This is a genomic window from Nocardia carnea, from assembly GCF_029869215.1.
In the GTDB taxonomy this organism is placed as follows: Bacteria; Actinomycetota; Actinomycetes; order Mycobacteriales; family Mycobacteriaceae; genus Nocardia; species Nocardia carnea_B.
In genome coordinates, this window is record NZ_JARWPM010000387.1 from 1 (window position 1) to 18,385 (window position 18,385).

25 protein-coding genes are annotated in these 18,385 nt (G+C 67.5%); 20 read left to right on the forward strand and 5 right to left on the reverse strand.

Annotated elements, in window-relative coordinates; translation table 11 throughout:
• Positions 1-108: 108 nt before the first annotated feature.
• Entirely contained in the window at positions 109-918 is an 810-nt protein-coding gene (locus QH276_RS27975; protein WP_280396906.1) for an isoprenyl transferase, read from the forward strand.
• Positions 915-1,340, forward strand: a complete 426-nt coding sequence (locus QH276_RS27980; RefSeq protein WP_280396905.1) for a hypothetical protein — start codon at positions 915-917, stop codon at positions 1,338-1,340. The genes QH276_RS27975 and QH276_RS27980 overlap by 4 nt, the downstream gene beginning before the upstream one ends.
• Here QH276_RS27980 and QH276_RS27985 read toward each other — a convergent pair.
• Positions 1,322-1,972, reverse strand: coding sequence for a TetR/AcrR family transcriptional regulator (locus tag QH276_RS27985; RefSeq protein WP_280396904.1), 651 nt, complete (start codon positions 1,970-1,972; stop codon positions 1,322-1,324). The genes QH276_RS27980 and QH276_RS27985 overlap by 19 nt on opposite strands.
• A gap of 104 nt (positions 1,973-2,076) precedes the next feature.
• Between QH276_RS27985 and QH276_RS27990 the strand changes: the two genes are divergently transcribed.
• Positions 2,077-3,054 (forward strand): hypothetical protein, encoded by a 978-nt coding sequence (locus QH276_RS27990; protein ID WP_280396903.1) that lies wholly within the window; start codon positions 2,077-2,079, stop codon positions 3,052-3,054.
• A 58-nt stretch (positions 3,055-3,112) separates the two neighbouring features.
• On the opposite strand, the gene QH276_RS27995 is transcribed toward QH276_RS27990, so the two are convergent.
• Positions 3,113-3,553, reverse strand: coding sequence for a Fur family transcriptional regulator (locus QH276_RS27995; protein WP_280396902.1), 441 nt, complete (start codon positions 3,551-3,553; stop codon positions 3,113-3,115).
• A gap of 3 nt (positions 3,554-3,556) precedes the next feature.
• Entirely contained in the window at positions 3,557-3,907 is a 351-nt protein-coding gene (locus QH276_RS28000) for an ArsR/SmtB family transcription factor (protein ID WP_280396901.1), read from the reverse strand.
• A 218-nt stretch (positions 3,908-4,125) separates the two neighbouring features.
• Here QH276_RS28000 and QH276_RS28005 point away from each other — a divergent pair, with 218 nt between their 5' ends.
• From QH276_RS28005 to QH276_RS28020, 4 genes are all read left to right on the forward strand, one after another.
• Positions 4,126-5,511: a glycine--tRNA ligase gene (locus QH276_RS28005; RefSeq protein WP_280396900.1), complete on the forward strand. Its 1,386-nt coding sequence runs from the start codon at positions 4,126-4,128 to the stop codon at positions 5,509-5,511.
• Between the two features lie 76 nt (positions 5,512-5,587).
• Positions 5,588-5,992: a low affinity iron permease family protein gene (locus tag QH276_RS28010; RefSeq protein ID WP_432278548.1), complete on the forward strand. Its 405-nt coding sequence runs from the start codon at positions 5,588-5,590 to the stop codon at positions 5,990-5,992.
• Between the two features lie 91 nt (positions 5,993-6,083).
• The gene (locus tag QH276_RS28015) at positions 6,084-6,761 is read left to right on the forward strand and encodes an MBL fold metallo-hydrolase (RefSeq protein WP_280396898.1); all 678 of its coding nucleotides are present in this window, start codon (positions 6,084-6,086) and stop codon (positions 6,759-6,761) included.
• Positions 6,762-6,846: 85 nt separating this feature from the next.
• On the forward strand, positions 6,847-7,392 hold the full coding sequence (locus QH276_RS28020; protein WP_280396897.1) for an HD domain-containing protein: 546 nt from the start codon (positions 6,847-6,849) through the stop codon (positions 7,390-7,392).
• Here the strand turns inward: QH276_RS28020 and QH276_RS28025 are convergent.
• Positions 7,385-7,855: an NUDIX hydrolase gene (locus QH276_RS28025; RefSeq protein WP_280396896.1), complete on the reverse strand. Its 471-nt coding sequence runs from the start codon at positions 7,853-7,855 to the stop codon at positions 7,385-7,387. The genes QH276_RS28020 and QH276_RS28025 overlap by 8 nt on opposite strands.
• Entirely contained in the window at positions 7,852-8,607 is a 756-nt protein-coding gene (locus tag QH276_RS28030) for a helix-turn-helix domain-containing protein (RefSeq protein WP_280396895.1), read from the reverse strand. Before QH276_RS28030 ends, QH276_RS28025 begins: the two co-directional genes overlap by 4 nt.
• Positions 8,608-8,750: 143 nt before the next feature.
• Between QH276_RS28030 and QH276_RS28035 the strand changes: the two genes are divergently transcribed.
• The 13 genes from QH276_RS28035 to QH276_RS28095 all read left to right on the forward strand — a co-directional run bounded on the left by QH276_RS28035 (position 8,751) and on the right by QH276_RS28095 (position 18,021).
• Complete coding sequence (locus tag QH276_RS28035; protein WP_280396894.1) at positions 8,751-8,978, forward strand: helix-turn-helix domain-containing protein; 228 nt, start codon at positions 8,751-8,753, stop codon at positions 8,976-8,978.
• A gap of 154 nt (positions 8,979-9,132) precedes the next feature.
• Positions 9,133-9,285: a hypothetical protein gene (locus QH276_RS28040; protein WP_280396893.1), complete on the forward strand. Its 153-nt coding sequence runs from the start codon at positions 9,133-9,135 to the stop codon at positions 9,283-9,285.
• Positions 9,282-9,605: a hypothetical protein gene (locus QH276_RS28045; RefSeq protein ID WP_280396892.1), complete on the forward strand. Its 324-nt coding sequence runs from the start codon at positions 9,282-9,284 to the stop codon at positions 9,603-9,605. The genes QH276_RS28040 and QH276_RS28045 overlap by 4 nt, the downstream gene beginning before the upstream one ends.
• Positions 9,602-10,018 (forward strand): RRQRL motif-containing zinc-binding protein, encoded by a 417-nt coding sequence (locus tag QH276_RS28050; RefSeq protein WP_280396891.1) that lies wholly within the window; start codon positions 9,602-9,604, stop codon positions 10,016-10,018. The genes QH276_RS28045 and QH276_RS28050 overlap by 4 nt, the downstream gene beginning before the upstream one ends.
• Positions 10,015-10,377: a hypothetical protein gene (locus tag QH276_RS28055; protein WP_280396890.1), complete on the forward strand. Its 363-nt coding sequence runs from the start codon at positions 10,015-10,017 to the stop codon at positions 10,375-10,377. The genes QH276_RS28050 and QH276_RS28055 overlap by 4 nt, the downstream gene beginning before the upstream one ends.
• The gene (locus QH276_RS28060) at positions 10,374-11,192 is read left to right on the forward strand and encodes a hypothetical protein (protein WP_280396889.1); all 819 of its coding nucleotides are present in this window, start codon (positions 10,374-10,376) and stop codon (positions 11,190-11,192) included. The genes QH276_RS28055 and QH276_RS28060 overlap by 4 nt, the downstream gene beginning before the upstream one ends.
• Positions 11,186-13,300: a hypothetical protein gene (locus QH276_RS28065; RefSeq protein WP_280396888.1), complete on the forward strand. Its 2,115-nt coding sequence runs from the start codon at positions 11,186-11,188 to the stop codon at positions 13,298-13,300. Before QH276_RS28060 ends, QH276_RS28065 begins: the two co-directional genes overlap by 7 nt.
• Positions 13,301-13,319: 19 nt before the next feature.
• Positions 13,320-13,832 carry a hypothetical protein gene (locus QH276_RS28070; RefSeq protein WP_280396887.1) on the forward strand — a complete coding sequence of 171 codons (513 nt, stop codon included), beginning with the start codon at positions 13,320-13,322 and terminating at the stop codon, positions 13,830-13,832.
• Between the two features lie 60 nt (positions 13,833-13,892).
• Positions 13,893-15,323: a hypothetical protein gene (locus QH276_RS28075; protein ID WP_280396886.1), complete on the forward strand. Its 1,431-nt coding sequence runs from the start codon at positions 13,893-13,895 to the stop codon at positions 15,321-15,323.
• The gene (locus QH276_RS28080; RefSeq protein ID WP_280396885.1) at positions 15,320-16,309 is read left to right on the forward strand and encodes a hypothetical protein; all 990 of its coding nucleotides are present in this window, start codon (positions 15,320-15,322) and stop codon (positions 16,307-16,309) included. Before QH276_RS28075 ends, QH276_RS28080 begins: the two co-directional genes overlap by 4 nt.
• The gene (locus QH276_RS28085; protein ID WP_280396884.1) at positions 16,306-16,677 is read left to right on the forward strand and encodes a hypothetical protein; all 372 of its coding nucleotides are present in this window, start codon (positions 16,306-16,308) and stop codon (positions 16,675-16,677) included. The genes QH276_RS28080 and QH276_RS28085 overlap by 4 nt, the downstream gene beginning before the upstream one ends.
• Positions 16,674-17,531 carry a DUF2637 domain-containing protein gene (locus QH276_RS28090; protein ID WP_280396883.1) on the forward strand — a complete coding sequence of 286 codons (858 nt, stop codon included), beginning with the start codon at positions 16,674-16,676 and terminating at the stop codon, positions 17,529-17,531. The genes QH276_RS28085 and QH276_RS28090 overlap by 4 nt, the downstream gene beginning before the upstream one ends.
• Positions 17,532-17,565: 34 nt before the next feature.
• Positions 17,566-18,021: a hypothetical protein gene (locus QH276_RS28095; RefSeq protein ID WP_280396882.1), complete on the forward strand. Its 456-nt coding sequence runs from the start codon at positions 17,566-17,568 to the stop codon at positions 18,019-18,021.
• The last annotated feature ends 364 nt before the right edge of the window (positions 18,022-18,385 follow it).

The window sequence follows — 18,385 nt, forward strand, 5'->3', positions numbered from 1 at the left end:
ATGCGATGCGCCGCTGGCGCGAGTGTCGAGCGCTGACAGCCGGGACCAAGGGGGCCAAACCCCGCGGCGCCGCAGGCGCCGCAAAAAGACACAGCTACCCTTTCTACCGTGATCCTGCGTCGTGACTCTGCCGGTTCGGACGTGTCCGCCGGTACCCGTACAGTCCGCCCGCCGGCGCCGCATCCTTCCGGGGCGCGGCCGCCCGAGATCCCGCCGGAGCTGGTTCCCCGGCATGTGGCGCTGGTGATGGACGGGAACGGCCGGTGGGCGCAGGAGCGGGGGCTGCCGCGCACCGCGGGGCACGAAAAAGGCGAGGCCGTGCTGATGGACACCGTCGAGGGCTGTATCGAGATCGGTGTGCAGTGGTTGTCGGCGTACGCGTTTTCCACCGAGAACTGGCGGCGCAGTCCGGAGGAGGTGCGTTTCCTCATGGGCTTCAACCGGGATGTGATCCGGCGGCGGCGCGACGAAATGCACGAGATGGGGGTGCGGGTGCGCTGGGCGGGGCGGCGGCCGCGGTTGTGGCGCAGTGTGATCCGGGAACTCGAGATCGCGCAGGAGCTGACGCAGGACAACACCGTGATGACGCTGACCATGTGCGTGAACTACGGTGGTCGCGCCGAAATCGCCGATGCGGCACGGGAGATCGCGCGCCGGGTGGCGGCCGGGGAGGTCGATCCGGAGAGGGTGAACGAGGCCATGGTGGCCCGGTATATGGACGAACCGGATATGCCCGATGTGGATCTGTTCCTGCGGCCGTCGGGGGAGTTCCGGAGTTCGAACTTCTTGATCTGGCAGTCCGCGTACGCGGAATTCGTCTATCAGGACACGCTGTTCCCGGATTTCGATCGGCGTAATCTGTGGGCGGCCTGCCTCGAGTACGCGCGGCGTGATCGCCGGTTCGGTGGTACCAAATGACGTCCGAGCCCGATTCCGGTGAGCTGGCACCCGATATCGAGTTGAAGGCGCGTGCGGGGGCGGGCCTGGGTTTGCACGATATCGATGTCCGGGTCGACAACGACGGCTCGCTGCGCTTCGACTTCCAGGGCGCGTTGTGCTCGCTGAGCGCGTTCACCTTGACGCCGGGCCTTGATGTGCTGTCGCTGACCTGCGTGCTGGCCTGGGATCGCCCGCTGAAACCGCAGCTGCACAAGCGGGTCGCCGAGCGTAACGCGGCGTTGCAGTTCGGGTCGATCGCGCTGATCGCGCACGGGAAACTCGCCGATGTGATCCTGCGCTACACGTTCCCGGCGGCAGGGCTCGACGATCAGGCGTTGACGACCATGCTGCTGCTGGTGCTCGGGGGTGCCGGCGAGGCGCGTCAGGGATTGCTGCCCTGACCGGATGAATCGGCCGGCGGTGTTCCCGGCTCGTACGGTGGTCCGTAGGGGAGGAGCGTGGCGACGCCGCGGATGTACTGGTCCGCGTCGATATCCCCGATGATCAGATGCTGCAGGACGTAGCCCGGTAGCAGGCCGAACAGGGCGGAGGTGACGGCGTCGAGATCCGCGTCGGCGGGAAGCCAGCCCTGTTCGTGCATCCGTTCGACATAGGTGCGCCACATCGTCCGGATACCCGCCATGGTCAGGCGGACCGGTTCGGCGGCGTTGTCATCGATCAACGCGAGCGACCAGGCCTGCGGTGCCAGCCGTAGCCGGCCTTCCGGGCCGGTCTGGGTGTCGATCCAGCCGGTCAGATGTGCCACCACCTCCGCGGGCGGGGGGAGCGGGTCGCGGCGGATCACCTCTTCCATCCGGGCGCGGATATCGCCCGCCGCGGTCGAGGCCAGCGCGACCACCAGTTCGTCCTTGCCCTTGAAGTACCGGTAGACCGCGCCCGCGGACAGCCCCGATTCGGTGAAGACGTCCTGCATGGAGGTCTGGTGGAATCCCTTGCGCACGAAGCAGATGCGGGCGGCGTCGAGGATCTGCTGCCGGCGGCGTTCCAGGTGTTCGTCACTGACTCGGGGCATACCCCAAACTAAAACGAATATTCGTTCTTGACAAGTGCGGTGCCCGGTGCGACGGTAGGGGCATCGTTAAAAAGAACGAGCCTTCGATTTTCTGGGAGAACGTCATGAACGTCATCCAGCGCGCCGTGGCCATCGGGCTGGGCGCGGCCCTCCTCCAAGCGCTGATGCTGATCGCCTTCGCCTGGCCCGCGACCAATATCGCCCCGCGGGACCTGCCGCTTGCCGTCGCCGGGCCCCAGGCGGAAATGGTCCAGGCCCGGCTGACCGGCCAGAACGCCGATGCCTTCGAGCTGACCATCGTGCCGGACGAAGCCGCGGCCCGGGAGGCCATCGGCGACCGCGAGGTCTACGGAGCGGTCGTCACCGGCAACGGCGCCCCGCGGGTGCTGATCGCCTCTGGTGCCAGCCCGGCGGTCGCTCAGCAGCTCACTCAGATCGGCCAGCAGATGTCCGGGGCGCCCGTGGCGCCGGTCGAAGACGTGGTTCCCGGCGACCCGGACGATCCGCGCGGTGCCGGGTTCGGCGCGATGGCCCTGCCGCTGGTGATGGCCGGTATTGCCGGGGGAGTGTTGCTGGCCTTGCTGGTTCCCTCGGCCCTCGGCCGGATCGCGGGGGTGTTCGCCTTCGGAATCGCGGGCGGCTTGCTGAGCATTCTGGTCACCCAGACCTGGTTGTCCATCGTCCCCGGCCCGTATCTGGAGCTTTCGCTGGTCGCCGGTCTGGTCTCGTTCGCCGTCGCCGGTACTGTCGCGGGCCTGGCCACCGTGATCGGCCGCGCCGGAATCGGCATCGCCGCGCTCACGATGCTGCTGATCGGCAACCCGTTCTCCGCCGCGACCTCGGCGCCGGAACTGTTGCCGCAGCCCTGGGGGACGATCGGTCAGTTGCTGCCGCCCGGTGCTGCCGCCTCCCTGATCCGCTCGGTCGCGTTCTTCGATTGGGCGGGGGCGCAGGGGCCGCTGCTGGTGTTGCTCGGATGGGCGGCCCTGGCGCTGGTGCTGCTCGGAATCGGTGCGCTGCGGGACGGCCGCCGTACCGAGCAGGTACCGAGCGGCCCGGAAGCGGTGCCGGTACCCGCGTGACCGGGTGAACGGCGCGGCCCGCCCCTTGATTCGGGGGGCGGGCCGCTCTCGTCTGCCCTCAGCCCCGGACGCCGGCGCAGGAGTGACAGGTACCGAAGATCTCCAGCGTGTGGCTGACCTCTGTGAAACCGTGGTCGGCGGCCGTGCTCGAGGCCCACTTCTCGACCGTCGGCCCGGCGACCTCGACCGTGCGCCCGCAGTGCCGGCACACCAGATGGTGATGGTGTCCGGTGGAACACTGCCGGTACACCGATTCCCCGTTGTCGGTGCGCAGCACATCCACCATTCCGGCGTCGGCGAGCGACTGCAGCGTGCGGTAGACGGTGGTCAGCCCGATACCTTCACCACGTTTGCGTAGTTCGTCGTGTAGCTCCTGGGCCGAGCGGAACCTGTCGATATCCTCCAGGAGCGCGGCGATCGCGTTACGTTGCCGCGTGGTGCGAATACCGACTGCTTTCTGTGTGGCGGTCCCTTTCCCGGTGACCAGGTTCTCGGACACGAATTACCCTTCTTCTTCGGCGTGCGCTACTGCGTCGACCACGATATGCGCCAGGTGATCGTCGACGAGCTCGTAGAGGACCTCCCGGCCCGAACGCTCGCCGTGTACCACCCCGGCCGATTTCAGGATCCGTAGGTGCTGGCTGACCAGCGGTTGTGTGACACCGAGGGCATCCACCAGTTCGTGCACACAGCGCGGCGACTCCCGCAGTTGTAGCACGATGGCGATGCGCACGGGGGCCGCCAGCGCACGCAGCAGCTCGCCGGCGTTCTCCAGTACGGTCCGCGACGGTATGGGGGCCGGGGCGGGGGACCGGTAGGGGTTGTGGGCGACGGCGGCGGTATCGGTTGTCATGGTCCACTCCTTATTGGAAACCGGTCCCATTTTGATATGCACGGATATGCATGTCAAATGTCCGCGCCGGTGCGGGTGCAAAAGCGGTTGGCACCGGCCATTAGGCTGTACCCGATCAGCGGTGCACGATCGAGCAACACCGCGGCAGCCGCGATCACGTGCGCCCGCTCCGGGCAGCGTAACTACTGGCGATTACGTAGTGGATGGAGAGTTCTCGCGTGGCACCCAAGTCGAAGGTGGACACCGTTGCCAACCTCGCCAAGCGCCGGGGTCTGGTGTACCCGTGTGGTGAGATCTACGGCGGTACCAAATCGGCGTGGGACTACGGTCCGCTCGGCGTCGAGCTCAAGGACAACATCAAGAAGCAGTGGTGGCGGTCCATGGTCACCGGCCGCGAGGACGTGGTGGGCCTCGACTCCTCGGTGATCCTGCCCCGCCAGGTCTGGGTGGCCTCCGGCCATGTGGAAACCTTCACCGACCCGCTGGTCGAATCCCTGCACACGCACAAGCGCTACCGGGCCGATCACCTGCTCGAAGCCTACGAAGCCAAACACGGTCATCCGCCGGCCAACGGGCTGGCCGATATCAACGATCCGGAAACCGGCCAGCCCGGCAAATGGACGGAACCGCGGAACTTCTCCGGCCTGCTGAAGACCTACCTCGGCCCGGTCGACGACGAAGAAGGCCTGCACTACCTGCGCCCGGAAACCGCGCAGGGCATCTTCGTCAACTACAAGAACGTCGAGACCACCGCGCGCAAGAAGCCGCCGTTCGGTATCGCCCAGATCGGCAAGAGCTTCCGCAACGAGATCACCCCCGGCAACTTCATCTTCCGCACCCGCGAGTTCGAGCAGATGGAGATGGAGTTCTTCGTCAAGCCCGGTGAAGATGCCGAATGGCACAAGTACTGGATCGACACCCGGTTCTCCTGGTACACCGACCTCGGTATCGACCCGGAGAACCTGCGCCTGTTCGAACACCCGAAAGAGAAACTGTCGCACTATTCGGCCGGTACCACCGATATCGAATACCGCTTCGGCTTCGCCGGTGGCGAATGGGGTGAGCTGGAAGGTATCGCCAACCGCACCGATTACGACCTGTCCACCCACGCCAAACATTCGGGTGTCGACCTCAGCTACTACGACCAGACCGCCGAGGAACGCTATATCCCGTACGTGATCGAACCAGCGGCCGGCCTGACCCGTTCGCTGATGGCATTCCTGGTCGACGCCTACGCCGAGGACGAGGCCCCCAATGCCAAGGGCGGCGTCGACAAGCGCACGGTCCTGCGGCTGGACCGCCGGCTCGCGCCGGTCAAGGCCGCCGTGCTGCCGCTGTCGCGTAACGCCGACCTCACGCCCAAGGCCAAAGACCTCGCCGCGCGGCTGCGCCGGAACTGGAATATCGAATTCGACGACGCCGGCGCCATCGGCCGCCGCTACCGCCGGCAGGACGAAATCGGTACCCCGTTCTGCATCACGGTCGATTTCGACACCCTCGAGGACCAGGCGGTCACGGTCCGCGAACGCGACACCATGACCCAGGAGCGGATCGCCCTGGATCAGGTCGAGGGTTATCTCGCGCAGCGCTTGCTGGGCTGCTGACCCGCATCTTTGCCGATTCCTGCCGTTTCCGGCGCCCGTTCGCGGGTAGCCGGAAGGCAGGAGCGGAGAGGAGCGGATCATGTCCGATCACGACCGCAACGATTCGGCGGTGATGCCGTCCGATATCCACGGGCAGGTCTCGGTGTTCGACCGTTTTGCCGGCCGGGTCAGCGGCTGGGTGTCGCGGGCCTGGTTCTTCTCGCTGTGCGTCGCCATCGTGGTGATCTGGGCGCCGTCGATTGTGCTGCTCCCGCTGGACACCTGGCAGTTGATCATCAACACGATCACCACGATCATCACGTTCCTGATGGTGGCGCTGCTGCAGAACACCCAGAAGCGATCCGACGACGCGGTGCAGCAGAAGCTCAACGCCATCGCCGACAGCCTGGCCGACCTCATGGCGACGATCCCCGAACTGGAACAGGACCGGCGGGAACTGTTGCAAGCAGTGGGGCTGGAAGACCGGGAAAGCACGGCCTGACCGAGCGCTCCGGCACCCTCTGGGGCGCGCCTCCCGGTGGGCGTTCCATGGTGGTCGGTGATAGCGGTGCGGGTCTCGCTAGCATCGGGGTGTGATCACCATCGAAACGACCTACACGGGCCACGTCGAATCGGGTGGCGCGGCGCAACGCCGGGAGGTTCCGGGCGCCCGGGTCACCAAGATGTCGGTCGGCCCGATGGACAACAACACCTACCTGGTGCAGTGCGCGGCCACCGGCGCGACGCTGCTCATCGACGCCGCCAACGACGCCGACCGGATCATCGAACTGGCCGGGCAGGCGGCACCGGACGGGGTCGGCCTGATCGTCACCACCCATCAGCATCCCGACCACTGGCAGGCCCTCGCCGCCGTGGCCGAAGCAACCGGCGCGCCGACCGCCGCGCATGCGCTGGACGCCGAACCGCTGCCGGTCACCCCGCAGCGCCTGCTCGCCGAGGGCGATACCGTCACCGTCGGCGACCTCACGCTCGAGGTCATCCACCTGGTCGGGCACACTCCGGGTTCGGTCACCCTGGCCCTCACCGACGGTTCCGGCCGGACCCATCTGTTCACCGGAGACTGCCTGTTTCCGGGGGGTCCTGGGCGGACAACAAATCCGGAGGACTTCAATTCGCTGTTCACCGGCTTGACCAGCAAGGTTTTCGACCGGTTCGGCGATGACACTGCCGTGTACCCCGGGCATGGAGATGACACCACACTCGGCGCCGAGCGGCCACATCTGGCGGAGTGGAAGAGCCGCGGATGGTGAGTGGATCGCGAGTCTCCTCGGGACAGCCGCGGCGGATTGTCGATTCACAGTGTTGCCTGCCGCTGCAGGTCGATACCGTCGAATCATGAGCGGCGGCGAGACTCCCGAGTGGGCCGAGAGGCTGGCGCGCACGCACCTGGCACCTCTACCCCGGCGATTGGCTCATGTGGAAGGGGTGGCGCGGCAGGCAGCCCGCGCGGGCGCGGTTGTGGACGATCCGGCACTACTGGTCGCCGCGGCGTGGCTGCACGATATCGGCTACGCGCCGGATATCGAGCGGATCGGATTTCACCCAGTCGACGGCGCCGAGTTCTTGCGTGACCGCGGTGCCAGCGAGCGGCTGTGTGCCCTGGTCGCGAATCACTCCTGCGCATGTGTCGAGGCGCGTCGCCGCGGTGTCCGAATTGAATGGGCAGATGAGGAGACCGAGCTTCGGGACGCCCTGTGGTGGGCCGACATGACCACGACACCGACCGGGGAGATCACTGCGGTTCGTGAGCGGATTGCTGAGGTCCAAGCCCGCTACGGCCCCGAACACGTTGTTGCTCAGTCTGTGGCGGAGGCTGCACCGCATCTACTCGGAGCGTCCGACCGGACGGAATCGAGATTGGGCACCCGATCGGTCAAGTGAAGTACGGGCCGTCGGCTACCTCGAGTCCTTTCTGAATTCTGAGCCTGATGGACGGGTGTATGTCCCGGTCAGGTAGTTCCGCTGGCATCACCCATTCGACCTCGGTGGATTCGTCGCTCGTGCGGAGGCTTCCGCCGACCGGCCGTGCGCGGAAGCAGATCGAGAATTCCTGACGAACCTCGCCGTCGTCATAGGCGATGACATGCTCGGGGTTCGAAAAGACTCCCACCAGCTCGGTTACGTCTACGTCGATGCCGGTCTCTTCGCGAACCTCTCGTACGACAGCCTGGGCGACTGTTTCTCCTGCTTCGAGCCCACCTCCGGGTACGGAGTATTTGCCGTTGTCAGAGCGGCGGATCAGCAGGATTCGGCCCTGGTCGTCCTGAACGAGCGCGCTCACCGCAACTTTGACGCTGTTGGGCGTCGGTGCTGCTGGATCGTGGAAGTAGTCCGTGCGGCTCATGCTCGACGTCCGAAGTCGGCTTCGTAGCTTTCCGTCCACACCTGCTCGAAGCTGGTCGTATATGTCTCGAAGAGATCGGCTGCCGGGAGCTGCCGCAGATGGAGCGCCGGCGCATAGGCGCCCGGCTGCCCGTAAACATGCATGTTGACAATCATCTCGTCGTCGAACCTGAAGATCGAGTTGTAGAGCGTCGTTTTGTGGTACCGGATATCGACCCCGTCGATTGCCGCCAGCGGTTCGATAAGAGCGAGTGCGTTCCGGATCCGCGCCGGCACCGTAGCCGAGGCGAGCCGCTCTTCCGCGCTCCTCTTGGTCGCTTCATCTTCGTCGGGGTCCCCGAACAGCATCCGGACTTTCATGCCCTCGCGCGTCTTCTGCTTGATCGACCGCGCGAACAACGGCTCTTCGGCGAGAAACAGTCCGGCAAGAACAAGGACGTCGATCCGTTCGGTTGCCTGCGACAGCAGCCGAGTCCACAGGTCGTGCGGAATCGCACTGCGGTGTGGGTAGACGTTGATTACCTCTGATTGCGCCACCTCGGTGCGGCGCTCCGGCGCAAGCGCATCGGGCCATAGGTAGTTCTCGGTCTCGCGCACCATAGCGGCGAGCTTGTGGCGGTGGCGCGGGTAGGGCGTTCGCCCCTTGGTGATCCACCGCTCGACCGTCTTCTCCTCGACGCCGACCTCGGTCGCGACATCGGATATGTCCAGGCCATTGCGCAGAAGCGCCTCTCGCAACCGATCGTTCGGCATCGCAACTCCCAAGGGACGACTAGGGACTTCTTCAGTGTATGTGAGACGTCCTTAGTCGTCCACCTATGCGGTCATTGCGACAGCCAATTTCCCGAAAAGTAACAGCTTGCAATCCATTTCCCACTTTTCGAAGGAGACAGAACGTGTCACACAAGCCCAACGGTCACGTCAGCGGTTCCGATGCCCGCCGACTGATCAGCCTCAAGACCGCGGCCTCGCTGGTCGATGTGGACGCGAAGACGATCCGGAACTGGATCCACGCCGGGCAGCTCCGCGGATTTCGCGTGAACGGTCACCTGCTGCGGGTCAACCACGTCGAGTTGCTGGCGCTGGTGCAGCCCGTCCCTGCCTCGGCCGGGGAGGACGCGTGATGACGAAGCAGCGGCAGGCTCTCGGCCCGCGTAAGCGTGAGGCGGTCCGACTGGAGGAGTACGTGGCGCAGGTCGTCGCTCAAGCACCTCCTATTTCAGCTGTAGCCCGGGCGCGGCTGGCCGCTGTGTTCAGCAGTGTGAACCGGAGGGCCGCATGATGCGCGCCCGGACATTCGGTCTCGCGATCGCGGCCGTTTCGGTCGGCTTCCTGGTGTTGACGGCGCCGGAGGTTGTGGGGTTCACGGTGATGCTGCTGGGCGCTATTGCGTTCTGGCGGATGCGTCCCCGGCGGGGGGTGCGGCGGTGAGCGGGTACGGCTACAACCGGCCGCAGGATGGTCCGTCGCATTTCGAGCGGGTGCGTGGTCATCAGGCGTTCCACAGCATGGCTGGTCCGGAGTTCATGGGTACGGGTGCTGTGTTCGCGCCGATTCGGGCGTTGCCGGTGACGGGCCAGTTGGTGGCGTGGGCGGTGCTGATCCTGATCGGGATCGGTGGGTGCTCGATTGCGTGGGTTGACCAGCAGTCCTATGTGCCCTCGCCGAATATCTGCCGGGCGCACGAGACGGCCCGAACCGATTGTGTGCAGCCTGATCGGCCGGCGTCGCCGGTGGGGGTGGGGCAGTGACCACGCCCGAGCAGCAGCAGCGGGACGGGGTTCCGGTGTTCGCGTGGCGCTGTGCGCCGTCGCATCTGCGGACCCGCCGTCAGCTGGCCGCGGAAGGTCTGCGCCCGAATGGGCAGGACATTGCGGGTCTGGTCGAGCGTCCGCGTCGTCGTGGTGAGCCGTTGACGGCCTACCTCTACGACATTCGTCTCGCGGCGGCGAAGCGGGAAGCGTCCCCGGCCCAGCTGGAAGCACTGGCGCGGGCGACGCGGGAGCGGCAGCTACGTGCGGCGGAGCGCCGCGGTATCGACCGGTCGGAGATGGAGACCGAATTCGATCCGGGCCCGGCCTGGACCAATACGGGCAACGCGTTCGCGGGTCTGTCGACCAACGCGTTCGCGGCAGGTCAGGAGCGTAAGGGGCTGAGCCGGTGAGCCGCCGTCGATCGAAGCCGAATGCGGTCCGTGAGCAGTCCCAGGCTCACGGGCAGCGGATGGCGCCGGTCAGCGAGTTACCGCACTTGGCTGAGGCCGCCGCGCGACGGGGTGAGTCGGACCGGAAGGTGCTGGTCGATCTTCCGGCGCCGCAGCAGGTCCGGACCCCGGGCAGATCGGTCGGTACGTGGCTGGGGTCGGGCAAGGCGTTGCCGCCGGTTCCGCCCCAGTACGTCACCGAGGCAGATATCGCCGCCGCCGAGCAGGCGCGACAGAAATCGGAGTCCAGCAACGCCTTCGCGGGTCTGTCGACCAACGCGTTCGCGGCTGGGCGTGATCAGAAAGGAATGAGCCGATGACGACAGGTCTGCGTTTGGGCCCGGTCGATATGACGATCTTGACGATCCTGGCCGAGCAGTACGGCACATCGTTGGATCGGGTGGCCGCGATGTTGGGCGTGTCGATGAAGACCACCTACCGCAAAACCGCGAAGTGGCGGGCCGCGCATATGGTGTCGAACCTGCGTATTCGCCCGGTGCCTGGCCCGATGTGGGTGTTCCCGACCCGTTCGGCCACCGAGGCGCTGTTGCCGTTCTACGCCAAGTACTGGACCCCGACCCCGAAGATGGCCGCGCACGTGCGCGCCGTGCTGGACGTGCGGCTCGCGCTGGTCGGGCTGGATCTGGACCGGTGGGTTTCGGAGCGGGAGTTGCGGGCGCAGCTGGGCCCGACCAAGCCCGGTGTTTCCCGCCCGCATGTCCACGACGGCCGGTTCCTCGATAGCGAGGGCCGGTGGTGGGCGGTCGAGGTCGAGATGACCGCGAAGAACCAGGCCGCCGCCCGGGTAGCGGTGTCGAAAGCGATCTCGGAAGCCGCCTCGGCGGAATGCGCCGGAGTGCTCTACATCTGCGCGGACCCGGTGATCGTGAGCAAGTCCGGCACCGAGACCGACCGGCGTAGCGACGAGATCCGCAACGTGATCCGTTCCGCGGTCGGCCAGGTGCTCTCGGGTGCGGAGAACGAGCCGAAAGTCCGGATTCTCGGGCTGTCGGAAGTGCTGCCCGAGCAGAAGACCGATACCGCCGCGGTTGTGCGGCCCGGTCTGACCGTGATCGAGGGCGGAGCCTCTGATCACCGCGGCCAGGCCACCAACGGAAAGGCGGTGTCGTGGTGAGCACCGAGTACTTCGCACAGGGACCGGAGCCGGAGTGCACACCGCTCATCACCCCGGGTGATTGCGGCCCGTTCGTCACGTCGCTGCCGGGCGTGCCGGTCGACCCTGCGGAGTCCCAGCCGCAGGGTGACCCGATGCCCGAGACCAGTCCGTCGTTGCCCGGGATCGACCCGGACGGCGAGTGGTTCTCCTGGTTGAACATGCCGGACTGGACGTGGGACGGCGTGGTCGACGGCACGGTGGTGACCGCGTCCGGGCTGGTGTTCGTGCTGGTGCTGACGCTGTTGCTGCTGGTCCCCGGGATCCAATTGGCGTGGACACCGGCCAAGGCCCGCAACTGGACGCTGGCCTCGCTGGTGGCGTTGCCGGGCGGGGCGATCGTGTTCGCCGGTCTGGACCCGCTGGCACCGTTCGAGCAGTTCGGCGACGGTGCAGCGGAATTACTGGCCGGTTCGCCGGTGCACGGGCTGTTGCTGATGGCGGTGCTGTTGGTGCCGGCATCGTGGATCACCGCCACCGCGGCGATCACGAACCGGCGGGTCAAGGCCGCCACGAACGGTTTCCAGTCCCCGGCCCGCACCGAGCGGGTGTTGTGGGCGCAGGCGCAGCGGGAGCAGCGGGCCGCGGCCCGGCTGTCGCGCTACCGGCTGCCATTCACCACCGGCGGCCTGGATCCGCATCCGGTGTTCGGCCGCCTGGCGCGGGAGGACACCCAGGCCCCGCCGACCAGCCGGTTCAAAGCGCTGACCGCGCGCACCGAGACCCGGCTGATCGTGCCGTGGATCAACATGCGCGAGCACATGGTCACCGTCGCCTCCTCCGGTAAGGGCAAGACCACGCTGATGTTCCGGGCGATCCTGTCCTGGTACGTGACCGCGTGGCTGCGGCACCGGCAGTGGTGGCGGCGCGATCGGCCCGGTCGGCCGCTGGCGATGGTGATCGACTGCAACGGCGGCCCGGAGTCGATCAAAGCGGCGCATGAGCTGGAGCGGTGGATGCTCAAGCTCGGTGTTCCGCAGCAGCGGATCGGGATCTTCCCGTACAACTGCCAGTTCGATCTGTGGCGGATGAACCGCGACGATATGCGCTCGGTGCTCTCGGCGATGGTCTCCGGCGGCGCCGCGCCCACGACGTCGACGGAGAAGTATTTCCACGAGGGCCGGGAGAACCTGATTCACCTGGTGGTGGATGCTCCGGCGAAGGTGGTCAACCGGGAACCGGTGGGGGAGAACCCGCCCCGGTCCTGGATGGAGTTTCTGTCCCGGTTCGACCCGCAAAAGCTGGCGCAGTTGTGGGGCGGGGTGTTCGATCCGGGCCGGGGCGGCTGGACCGGTGTGGTCGGTGCGGATCAGAAGATCGCGGCCACGATGCAGGGCGAGCAGCCGGTGCTGCCGTCCACGCTGGCGGAGTTCTCCAACCTGTATCGGCTGCTGGGTGATGCGTTCGATGGGGACAAGCAGCTCACCGACTACGACTGCCTGTATGTCGTGCTCGACGGTGTGACTGCACCGGACCGGGCCCGGTCGCAGTTCGGGGCGCTGGGGTGCCTGTTCGAGCAGCTGGCCGACAAGGACCACGGCCGAGAATCTCTCCTTGCCGTGGACGAGTTCTCGGCGGTGTCCGATGGCAAGACGCGGGCGGACAAGTGGGTGATGCGGCTGCGTAAGGCCAAGATCGGCACCTGGTGGTTCGCCCAGGACTGGAACGGTCTCGGCTACGACGACGAGCAGCGCGAATCGCTGGTCGGCGCCGGTTCCGGTGGCGCGGTCATCGGCGGGCACCAGTTCAGCGAACGCATCAGCCAGGCGTTCGGGACGAAGAAGGGTTTCGACCTGTCCCGCAAGCTCGTCGGCGGCTCAGCGGCCGGGGACGAGGGCAATATCCAGGCCCACGACAAGCACCTGATCGACCCGAACCGCATCCGCCGCATGGGCAAGGGCGAGATCGTGCACGTCGCCAACGGCCGCGCCCGCTGGGGCCAGGTCTCCCCACTCGACCAGGCCACCTACGACGCCCTGCGCCCCTTGCCCGGCCTGGACCGATTCACCGAACCCGAACCCGAACAGGTCGCCCCGGTCATTGACCTGGTCAAACGCCGCCCGGCCTGACACGAAAGGAGAAACCGTCATGGCCATGCCGAATTTCAACCCCGAAGATCACGGCGAAGAGATCACCGCCGCCTCCGCCGCCCGCCGGGCCCACGAGGCCGATGTGCTGGCCGCGATGACCGCGGACCTGGAAGGAACCCCGGCCGCCAAACTCGCCCAGCAGCTGGTGCCCGTCGTCCCGGACGGCGGCGCGATCGGCCGCCAGCTCACCCCGCACGTCAAGAAGGCGGCGAAAACCCGTGACCGCCTGCGGATTTGGGCTCCCGCGATCGGCGCGACCGGCGCGTTCGGAGTCGCGGTGGTCGTGCTGCCGGTCACCGGACCGCTCGCGGTGTACGGGATCGGGCTGGTCGGGTTCGGCTGGTGGCATTCCGCCGGCCGACCCGGACCGGTCGAGTCGATCCAAATGCTGTTCTACACCGGCGCCGACGCCTTGGCCCGTATCCGGGCGTGGGTCGCCCGCCTCACCGCACGCCGCGCTGCGCACGAGGACCGCCGCACCAGCCGGAAGGAGGAGCCGAGCACCGACTGATTTCCCCTGAAATTCCCCGCGAATTCCCCGAGAAAACCAGACGTAAAAGGAGCACTGAAAATGTCTGAACGCCCTGTTGAAGACGAGATTATGGACGAGGCCCGCCGCTTCGGGTACAGCATGGCGCGCCTGATGCGCATGCACGCCCAGGCCAATGGATGGCTGGAGAAGCGCAAAGTGCGCCGCCAGATCAGCCTGGAGATGCGCCGGCAGCAGCGCACCGAGCAGGCCGAGCGCGTGCACCACAAGGTGTGGACCGCGCAGATGATCCACCGCTACCAGGTCGCCGCCCAAGCCCGGTATGAGCGGTGGACCGACCCGAACACCACCATCGAGCAGCGCCGCCGCGACGACGAGGCCGCGATCCGGCATATCGACGATCTGCGGGAGCGGATCGCGGGCAATACCCGGCTGACCGAGGTTGAGCGCGGGATCGCGCTGGATTGCCTGGAATCGGCGCGGATGTGGCCCTACAAGAAGGACCGCACCCCGGAAATGCTGGCCCGCGCCCCGAAGGTCCGCGGCCTGGATGCCCTGCGGTATCGGGCGGTACTGGCCCGCGAAACCGAATGGATCCAGCGGCGACGGTTCGAACGCGAGACCACGCAGCGAGATCGAGGCGTTCCCGCCGAGCAGCAGGAACCCGTCTGGCAGCAGCAGATCCAGCCGCAGCTGGTAGGGCAGGAGATCCCGCGGCCGACCGGGGAACTGGACCTCGCGCAGCAGGATGCGGTGCAGAAGATCCGGCACGCCGTTCTGGAGAACCAGCCTGATCATCTCCGGGCTGCGGGGGATTCCGCGGTCCGGGCCGGGTTGACCCCGCAGCGTGTGCAGTGGGAGATGCAGACCGCGGAGCAGAACTCGAAATACGTCAGCGAGGTCTCCGCACTGCGCAACGGCAGTATCACCACCTGGCGCACGTACAGCCCGACCGAGGCCGAAGCGGCGCAATGGGCCGCACACAACACGCGCACGGGGAACTGGCTGCCTGGTGTGCAGCTCAAGGCCACGGTCCGTGAACGCGGCAACCAGGCCCCGATCCGGATCGCTGCCGGCGGAATCGAGCACGTCACCGCCCGCACCACGGAATGGGCCCAGCCCGAGCAGATGGCACAGCGGGTGCAGAGCCGCAGCAATGACGAGCTGGAGTCGCTGAAACAGCGGCATCGCCTCTCGATCGAGCACAACGCCGATCTCGCGGACCAGAACGCCACGTTGACCCGGCGGTTGACCGCGCTGCGCGCCGAGCGTGACGAGCTGGTCGCCGAGCGCGACCGGTACAAGACCGAGCGCGACGAGTCCGTGCAGAAACTCGCACAGTTGACGCCGGCATCCGAGCGGCTGGGCAGCCCGGAACGACAAGCCGCCGAGCACCGATCGGCCGCAACCACAGCGGCGGCCGAGCCGCAGCACACCAACGGCAATGCGTTCGCCGGTCTGTCGACCAACGCGTTCGCCGCCACCACCAACCGGAAGGGAATGAGCCGATGACCACACCCGACCAGAACCAGCAGGGCAACCGCCCGACCGACCCGATGGACCCGCGGTACTACGCGGCCCGCGGCGTGACCAACGAGCTTGAGCAGCAGATGCGCGCCGACGCCGTGCGGCAGTATCGGTTGCTGGAGGAAGCCCGGAACGTCGGTTCCCTGGAGGAATTCGACAAATTTTCCGGTCAGGCCGAGGAGATCGAAGACCGCTGGCGCACCCACGATTCGGCCACCGCACAGGCGGACTGGGCATATCTGAACGACGCCCGCCACGACTGGAGCCGGGCGCCCGGCACGATGGAACGCCTGTATGAGCAGGTGATCATCGACCGGGTCGATGGTGTCACCGAAGGAATGACCCCGGCGGAGTGGCGGTCCCAGCGGCAGGCCCGGGAGATGGCTGGCCACGGGGATTGGCCGGAGATGCGCGGCCCGTACAGCGCCGAAGCGCGCCGGTCCCGACCGACCAGTGCGGCGGATCCGACCAGCCCGAACCATTACACCGATGCAGCGGACTGGGCCGAACAGGTGATGCGGGCCGATTTCGCCCGGGTATATCAGCTGGACAAAGAGCGGAACCAGACCGACACCGACCGCGAATATGTGCAGCTCACCGAGCAGATGCACGAAATCTCCGAACCGTGGATCACCCGCAACGATCGGCTCGCGGAGACTTGGCGCGATATGCGGTGGCTCTCGTCCGGTAGTTACGGCAGCCGCGGCGAATACGGCGATGCGGTCGAGCGGATGGAGCAATACCGACGCGACGACGACCCGCTGTTCACGCGCAGCGTGAACCAGGTCGGCGAACTGACCGGGATCGTCCCTCGCCGCCAGTCGACCACCACCCAGCGCAGCACCGAACCGCCGGTGTCGTCCGCGTTCGCTGCGGCCCGCACTGCCGAGCTCGCCCGCGGCAACGCGTTCTCCGGTCTGTCGGCCAATGCGTTCGCTTCCGGACCGGAGCGCAAGGGGTTGGCCCGATGACCACTACCGATGTCCGTCAGCAGTCCCAGGCTGACGGGTTCACCCCACTACGTCCCTACGGCCAAACCGCCACGAGCGGTGATGTGGAGGCCCGGTTGGTCGCGGCCAACCAGCGTGCGGCGGAACTGGAGGAGAAGCTGGCCGCCGTGACGGCCGCACTCGATGCCGCTGAGCATCGGGCCGCGGTGCTGGAGGACCGTAACCGGGAGCTTGCCAGCGATCTTGATGACGCGCTGGATCTGGCCTCCGAGCACGCCCTGGATGCCGATCACGAGCGGCTGGCCCCGTCGCCGCGCTACTGCGACAACGCGTTCGCCGGTCTGTCGGCCAACGCATTCAGCCACACCCGAGGAGGTATGCAGCGATGAACGACACCATGTCGCCCACGCACCCCGACCCGTCGCCCACTGTCGCCCACCGGGCCGGGGCGGCCCCGCCGGTGTCGCCTCAACCGGCGGGCACGGCGTGGAACGTCGCCGAAGTCGTCGCCTTGCTGTCGCTTGCGGCGGTGTCGATCGCGGCGTTCGCGTGGAGCGCGATCGCGCTGCACGGGGTCGCGGTAATGGCCGGCATCCCGTCCGGATTGGCGTGGGGCGCCCCGGTGATCGTGGACGGGCCGATCTTGCAGGCCGCGTTCGCGCTGGTCGCGCTCAACCGGCGCGAGCAGGCCGGGGTGGTGATCCCGAAGGCCACCCGCCGGTTCTTCTGGGCCGAACTCGCCGCCGCTGAGCTGCTGTCTTTGGTCGGAAACGGGGTCCACGCCTGGACGTCGGACGGGCTGAAACTCCCGCAGCTGGCCGCCGCCGCGGTCGCGGGCGCCGCCCCGGTCGCTGCCCTGGCGGTGACCCACGCGCTGACCGCGCTGATGGAAGTCCCGCGCACCCCGGCACCGCAGGCCGCCCCCTTCATCGGCGGGGCAACAGACGGCGACACAACGGCGACACCCGGGCGACACGAGGCAACACCGGCCGATATCGAGGCAACACGCCCCGAACCGGAGGCGACACCGGCCGTTGCCGACACGACACCCGACCGCGACACCGAGATTTGGCGGCTACACCAGCAGGGCCTGTCGTACCGCGAAATCGGTCCGCTCGTCGGGCTGCACTTCGGCACCGTCGGCAAGATCGTCGCTCGGCTCCGCGCCGAGTGCGACGCCACCACCATCGAGCCGCTGGCCTTGCCCGCCGCTCCCACCAACGTCCGGTCGCTGGCCGGATAACCCCACCCAACCAGGTAACCAAGGAGTAACTGCTATGACCTCGTGGATCATGTCCGATGAGCCCAAGGTGATCCGTTCGGCGTTCGGCAAGAACGACGAACCCGGCACCACGGTGGCCGGTCTGGTGATCTCCCAGCAGCTCACCGACCAGAAGGACCCGAAGACCGGCAAACCCAAGATGCGCGGCGGCAGAACGGTCCCGCAGCTGGAAGTGGTCATCTTGACCCAGGAGCGGACCGACCCGGACGACGACGGCGCCCGGAAACTGTTCGTGCGCGGCAACCTTCAGAAGGCGATCAAGAAAGCCATCCTCGCCGCCGGCGACGACGACCTGCGCAACGGTTCCCGGATCACCGTCCAGTTCACCGGCACCGGGACCGCGTTCAGCGCCGACTACGCACCGCCGAAGCTGTACCGGGCCAAGTACGAACCGCCCACCGAGGACAGCATCGCCGAAGTGGCGGCCTACCTCGGCCAGGACGACGAGTAACCCGTATCTGTCCTGACCAGTAAGAAAGCCCCTGCCGAGTCCCAGTCGGCAGGGGCTTTCGCATGTCCGGAACCGGAATGAGCCGGCCGGACACAAATCATTGTCGACCCACCACGGGACCGCAACGACCGCGGGTCTTTCTGCTCCTGGTGTGGGGCGCGTGCGCCCCACCCCGGGGGGGGGCCCCGGGGGGCCGGGGGGGGCGGGGGCGGGGGGGGGGGGGGGGGGGGGGGGGGGGGGGGGGGGGGGGGGGGGGCCGCGGCGGGGGGGGGCGCGGGGCGCGGGGGGGGGGGGGGGGGGGGGGGCGGGGGGGGGCCGCCCCCCCCGCGCGGGGACGGGGGCGCCGCGGGGGGGGGGGGGCGGG

What these genes read in the sequence shown, in the direction of transcription:
- QH276_RS27980 (WP_280396905.1), top strand. Translation starts at nt 915, where the DNA reads ATGACGTCCGAGCCCGATTCCGGTGAGCTGGCACCCGATATCGAGTTG.
- QH276_RS27985 (WP_280396904.1), bottom strand. Translation starts at nt 1,972, where the DNA reads ATGCCCCGAGTCAGTGACGAACACCTGGAACGCCGCCGGCAGCAGATC.
- QH276_RS27990 (WP_280396903.1), top strand. Translation starts at nt 2,077, where the DNA reads ATGAACGTCATCCAGCGCGCCGTGGCCATCGGGCTGGGCGCGGCCCTC.
- QH276_RS28000 (WP_280396901.1), bottom strand. Translation starts at nt 3,907, where the DNA reads ATGACAACCGATACCGCCGCCGTCGCCCACAACCCCTACCGGTCCCCC.
- QH276_RS28020 (WP_280396897.1), top strand. Translation starts at nt 6,847, where the DNA reads ATGAGCGGCGGCGAGACTCCCGAGTGGGCCGAGAGGCTGGCGCGCACG.
- QH276_RS28025 (WP_280396896.1), bottom strand. Translation starts at nt 7,855, where the DNA reads ATGAGCCGCACGGACTACTTCCACGATCCAGCAGCACCGACGCCCAAC.
- QH276_RS28030 (WP_280396895.1), bottom strand. Translation starts at nt 8,607, where the DNA reads ATGCCGAACGATCGGTTGCGAGAGGCGCTTCTGCGCAATGGCCTGGAC.
- QH276_RS28040 (WP_280396893.1), top strand. Translation starts at nt 9,133, where the DNA reads ATGATGCGCGCCCGGACATTCGGTCTCGCGATCGCGGCCGTTTCGGTC.
- QH276_RS28060 (WP_280396889.1), top strand. Translation starts at nt 10,374, where the DNA reads ATGACGACAGGTCTGCGTTTGGGCCCGGTCGATATGACGATCTTGACG.
- QH276_RS28070 (WP_280396887.1), top strand. Translation starts at nt 13,320, where the DNA reads ATGGCCATGCCGAATTTCAACCCCGAAGATCACGGCGAAGAGATCACC.
- QH276_RS28075 (WP_280396886.1), top strand. Translation starts at nt 13,893, where the DNA reads ATGTCTGAACGCCCTGTTGAAGACGAGATTATGGACGAGGCCCGCCGC.
- QH276_RS28080 (WP_280396885.1), top strand. Translation starts at nt 15,320, where the DNA reads ATGACCACACCCGACCAGAACCAGCAGGGCAACCGCCCGACCGACCCG.
- QH276_RS28085 (WP_280396884.1), top strand. Translation starts at nt 16,306, where the DNA reads ATGACCACTACCGATGTCCGTCAGCAGTCCCAGGCTGACGGGTTCACC.
- QH276_RS28090 (WP_280396883.1), top strand. Translation starts at nt 16,674, where the DNA reads ATGAACGACACCATGTCGCCCACGCACCCCGACCCGTCGCCCACTGTC.
- QH276_RS28095 (WP_280396882.1), top strand. Translation starts at nt 17,566, where the DNA reads ATGACCTCGTGGATCATGTCCGATGAGCCCAAGGTGATCCGTTCGGCG.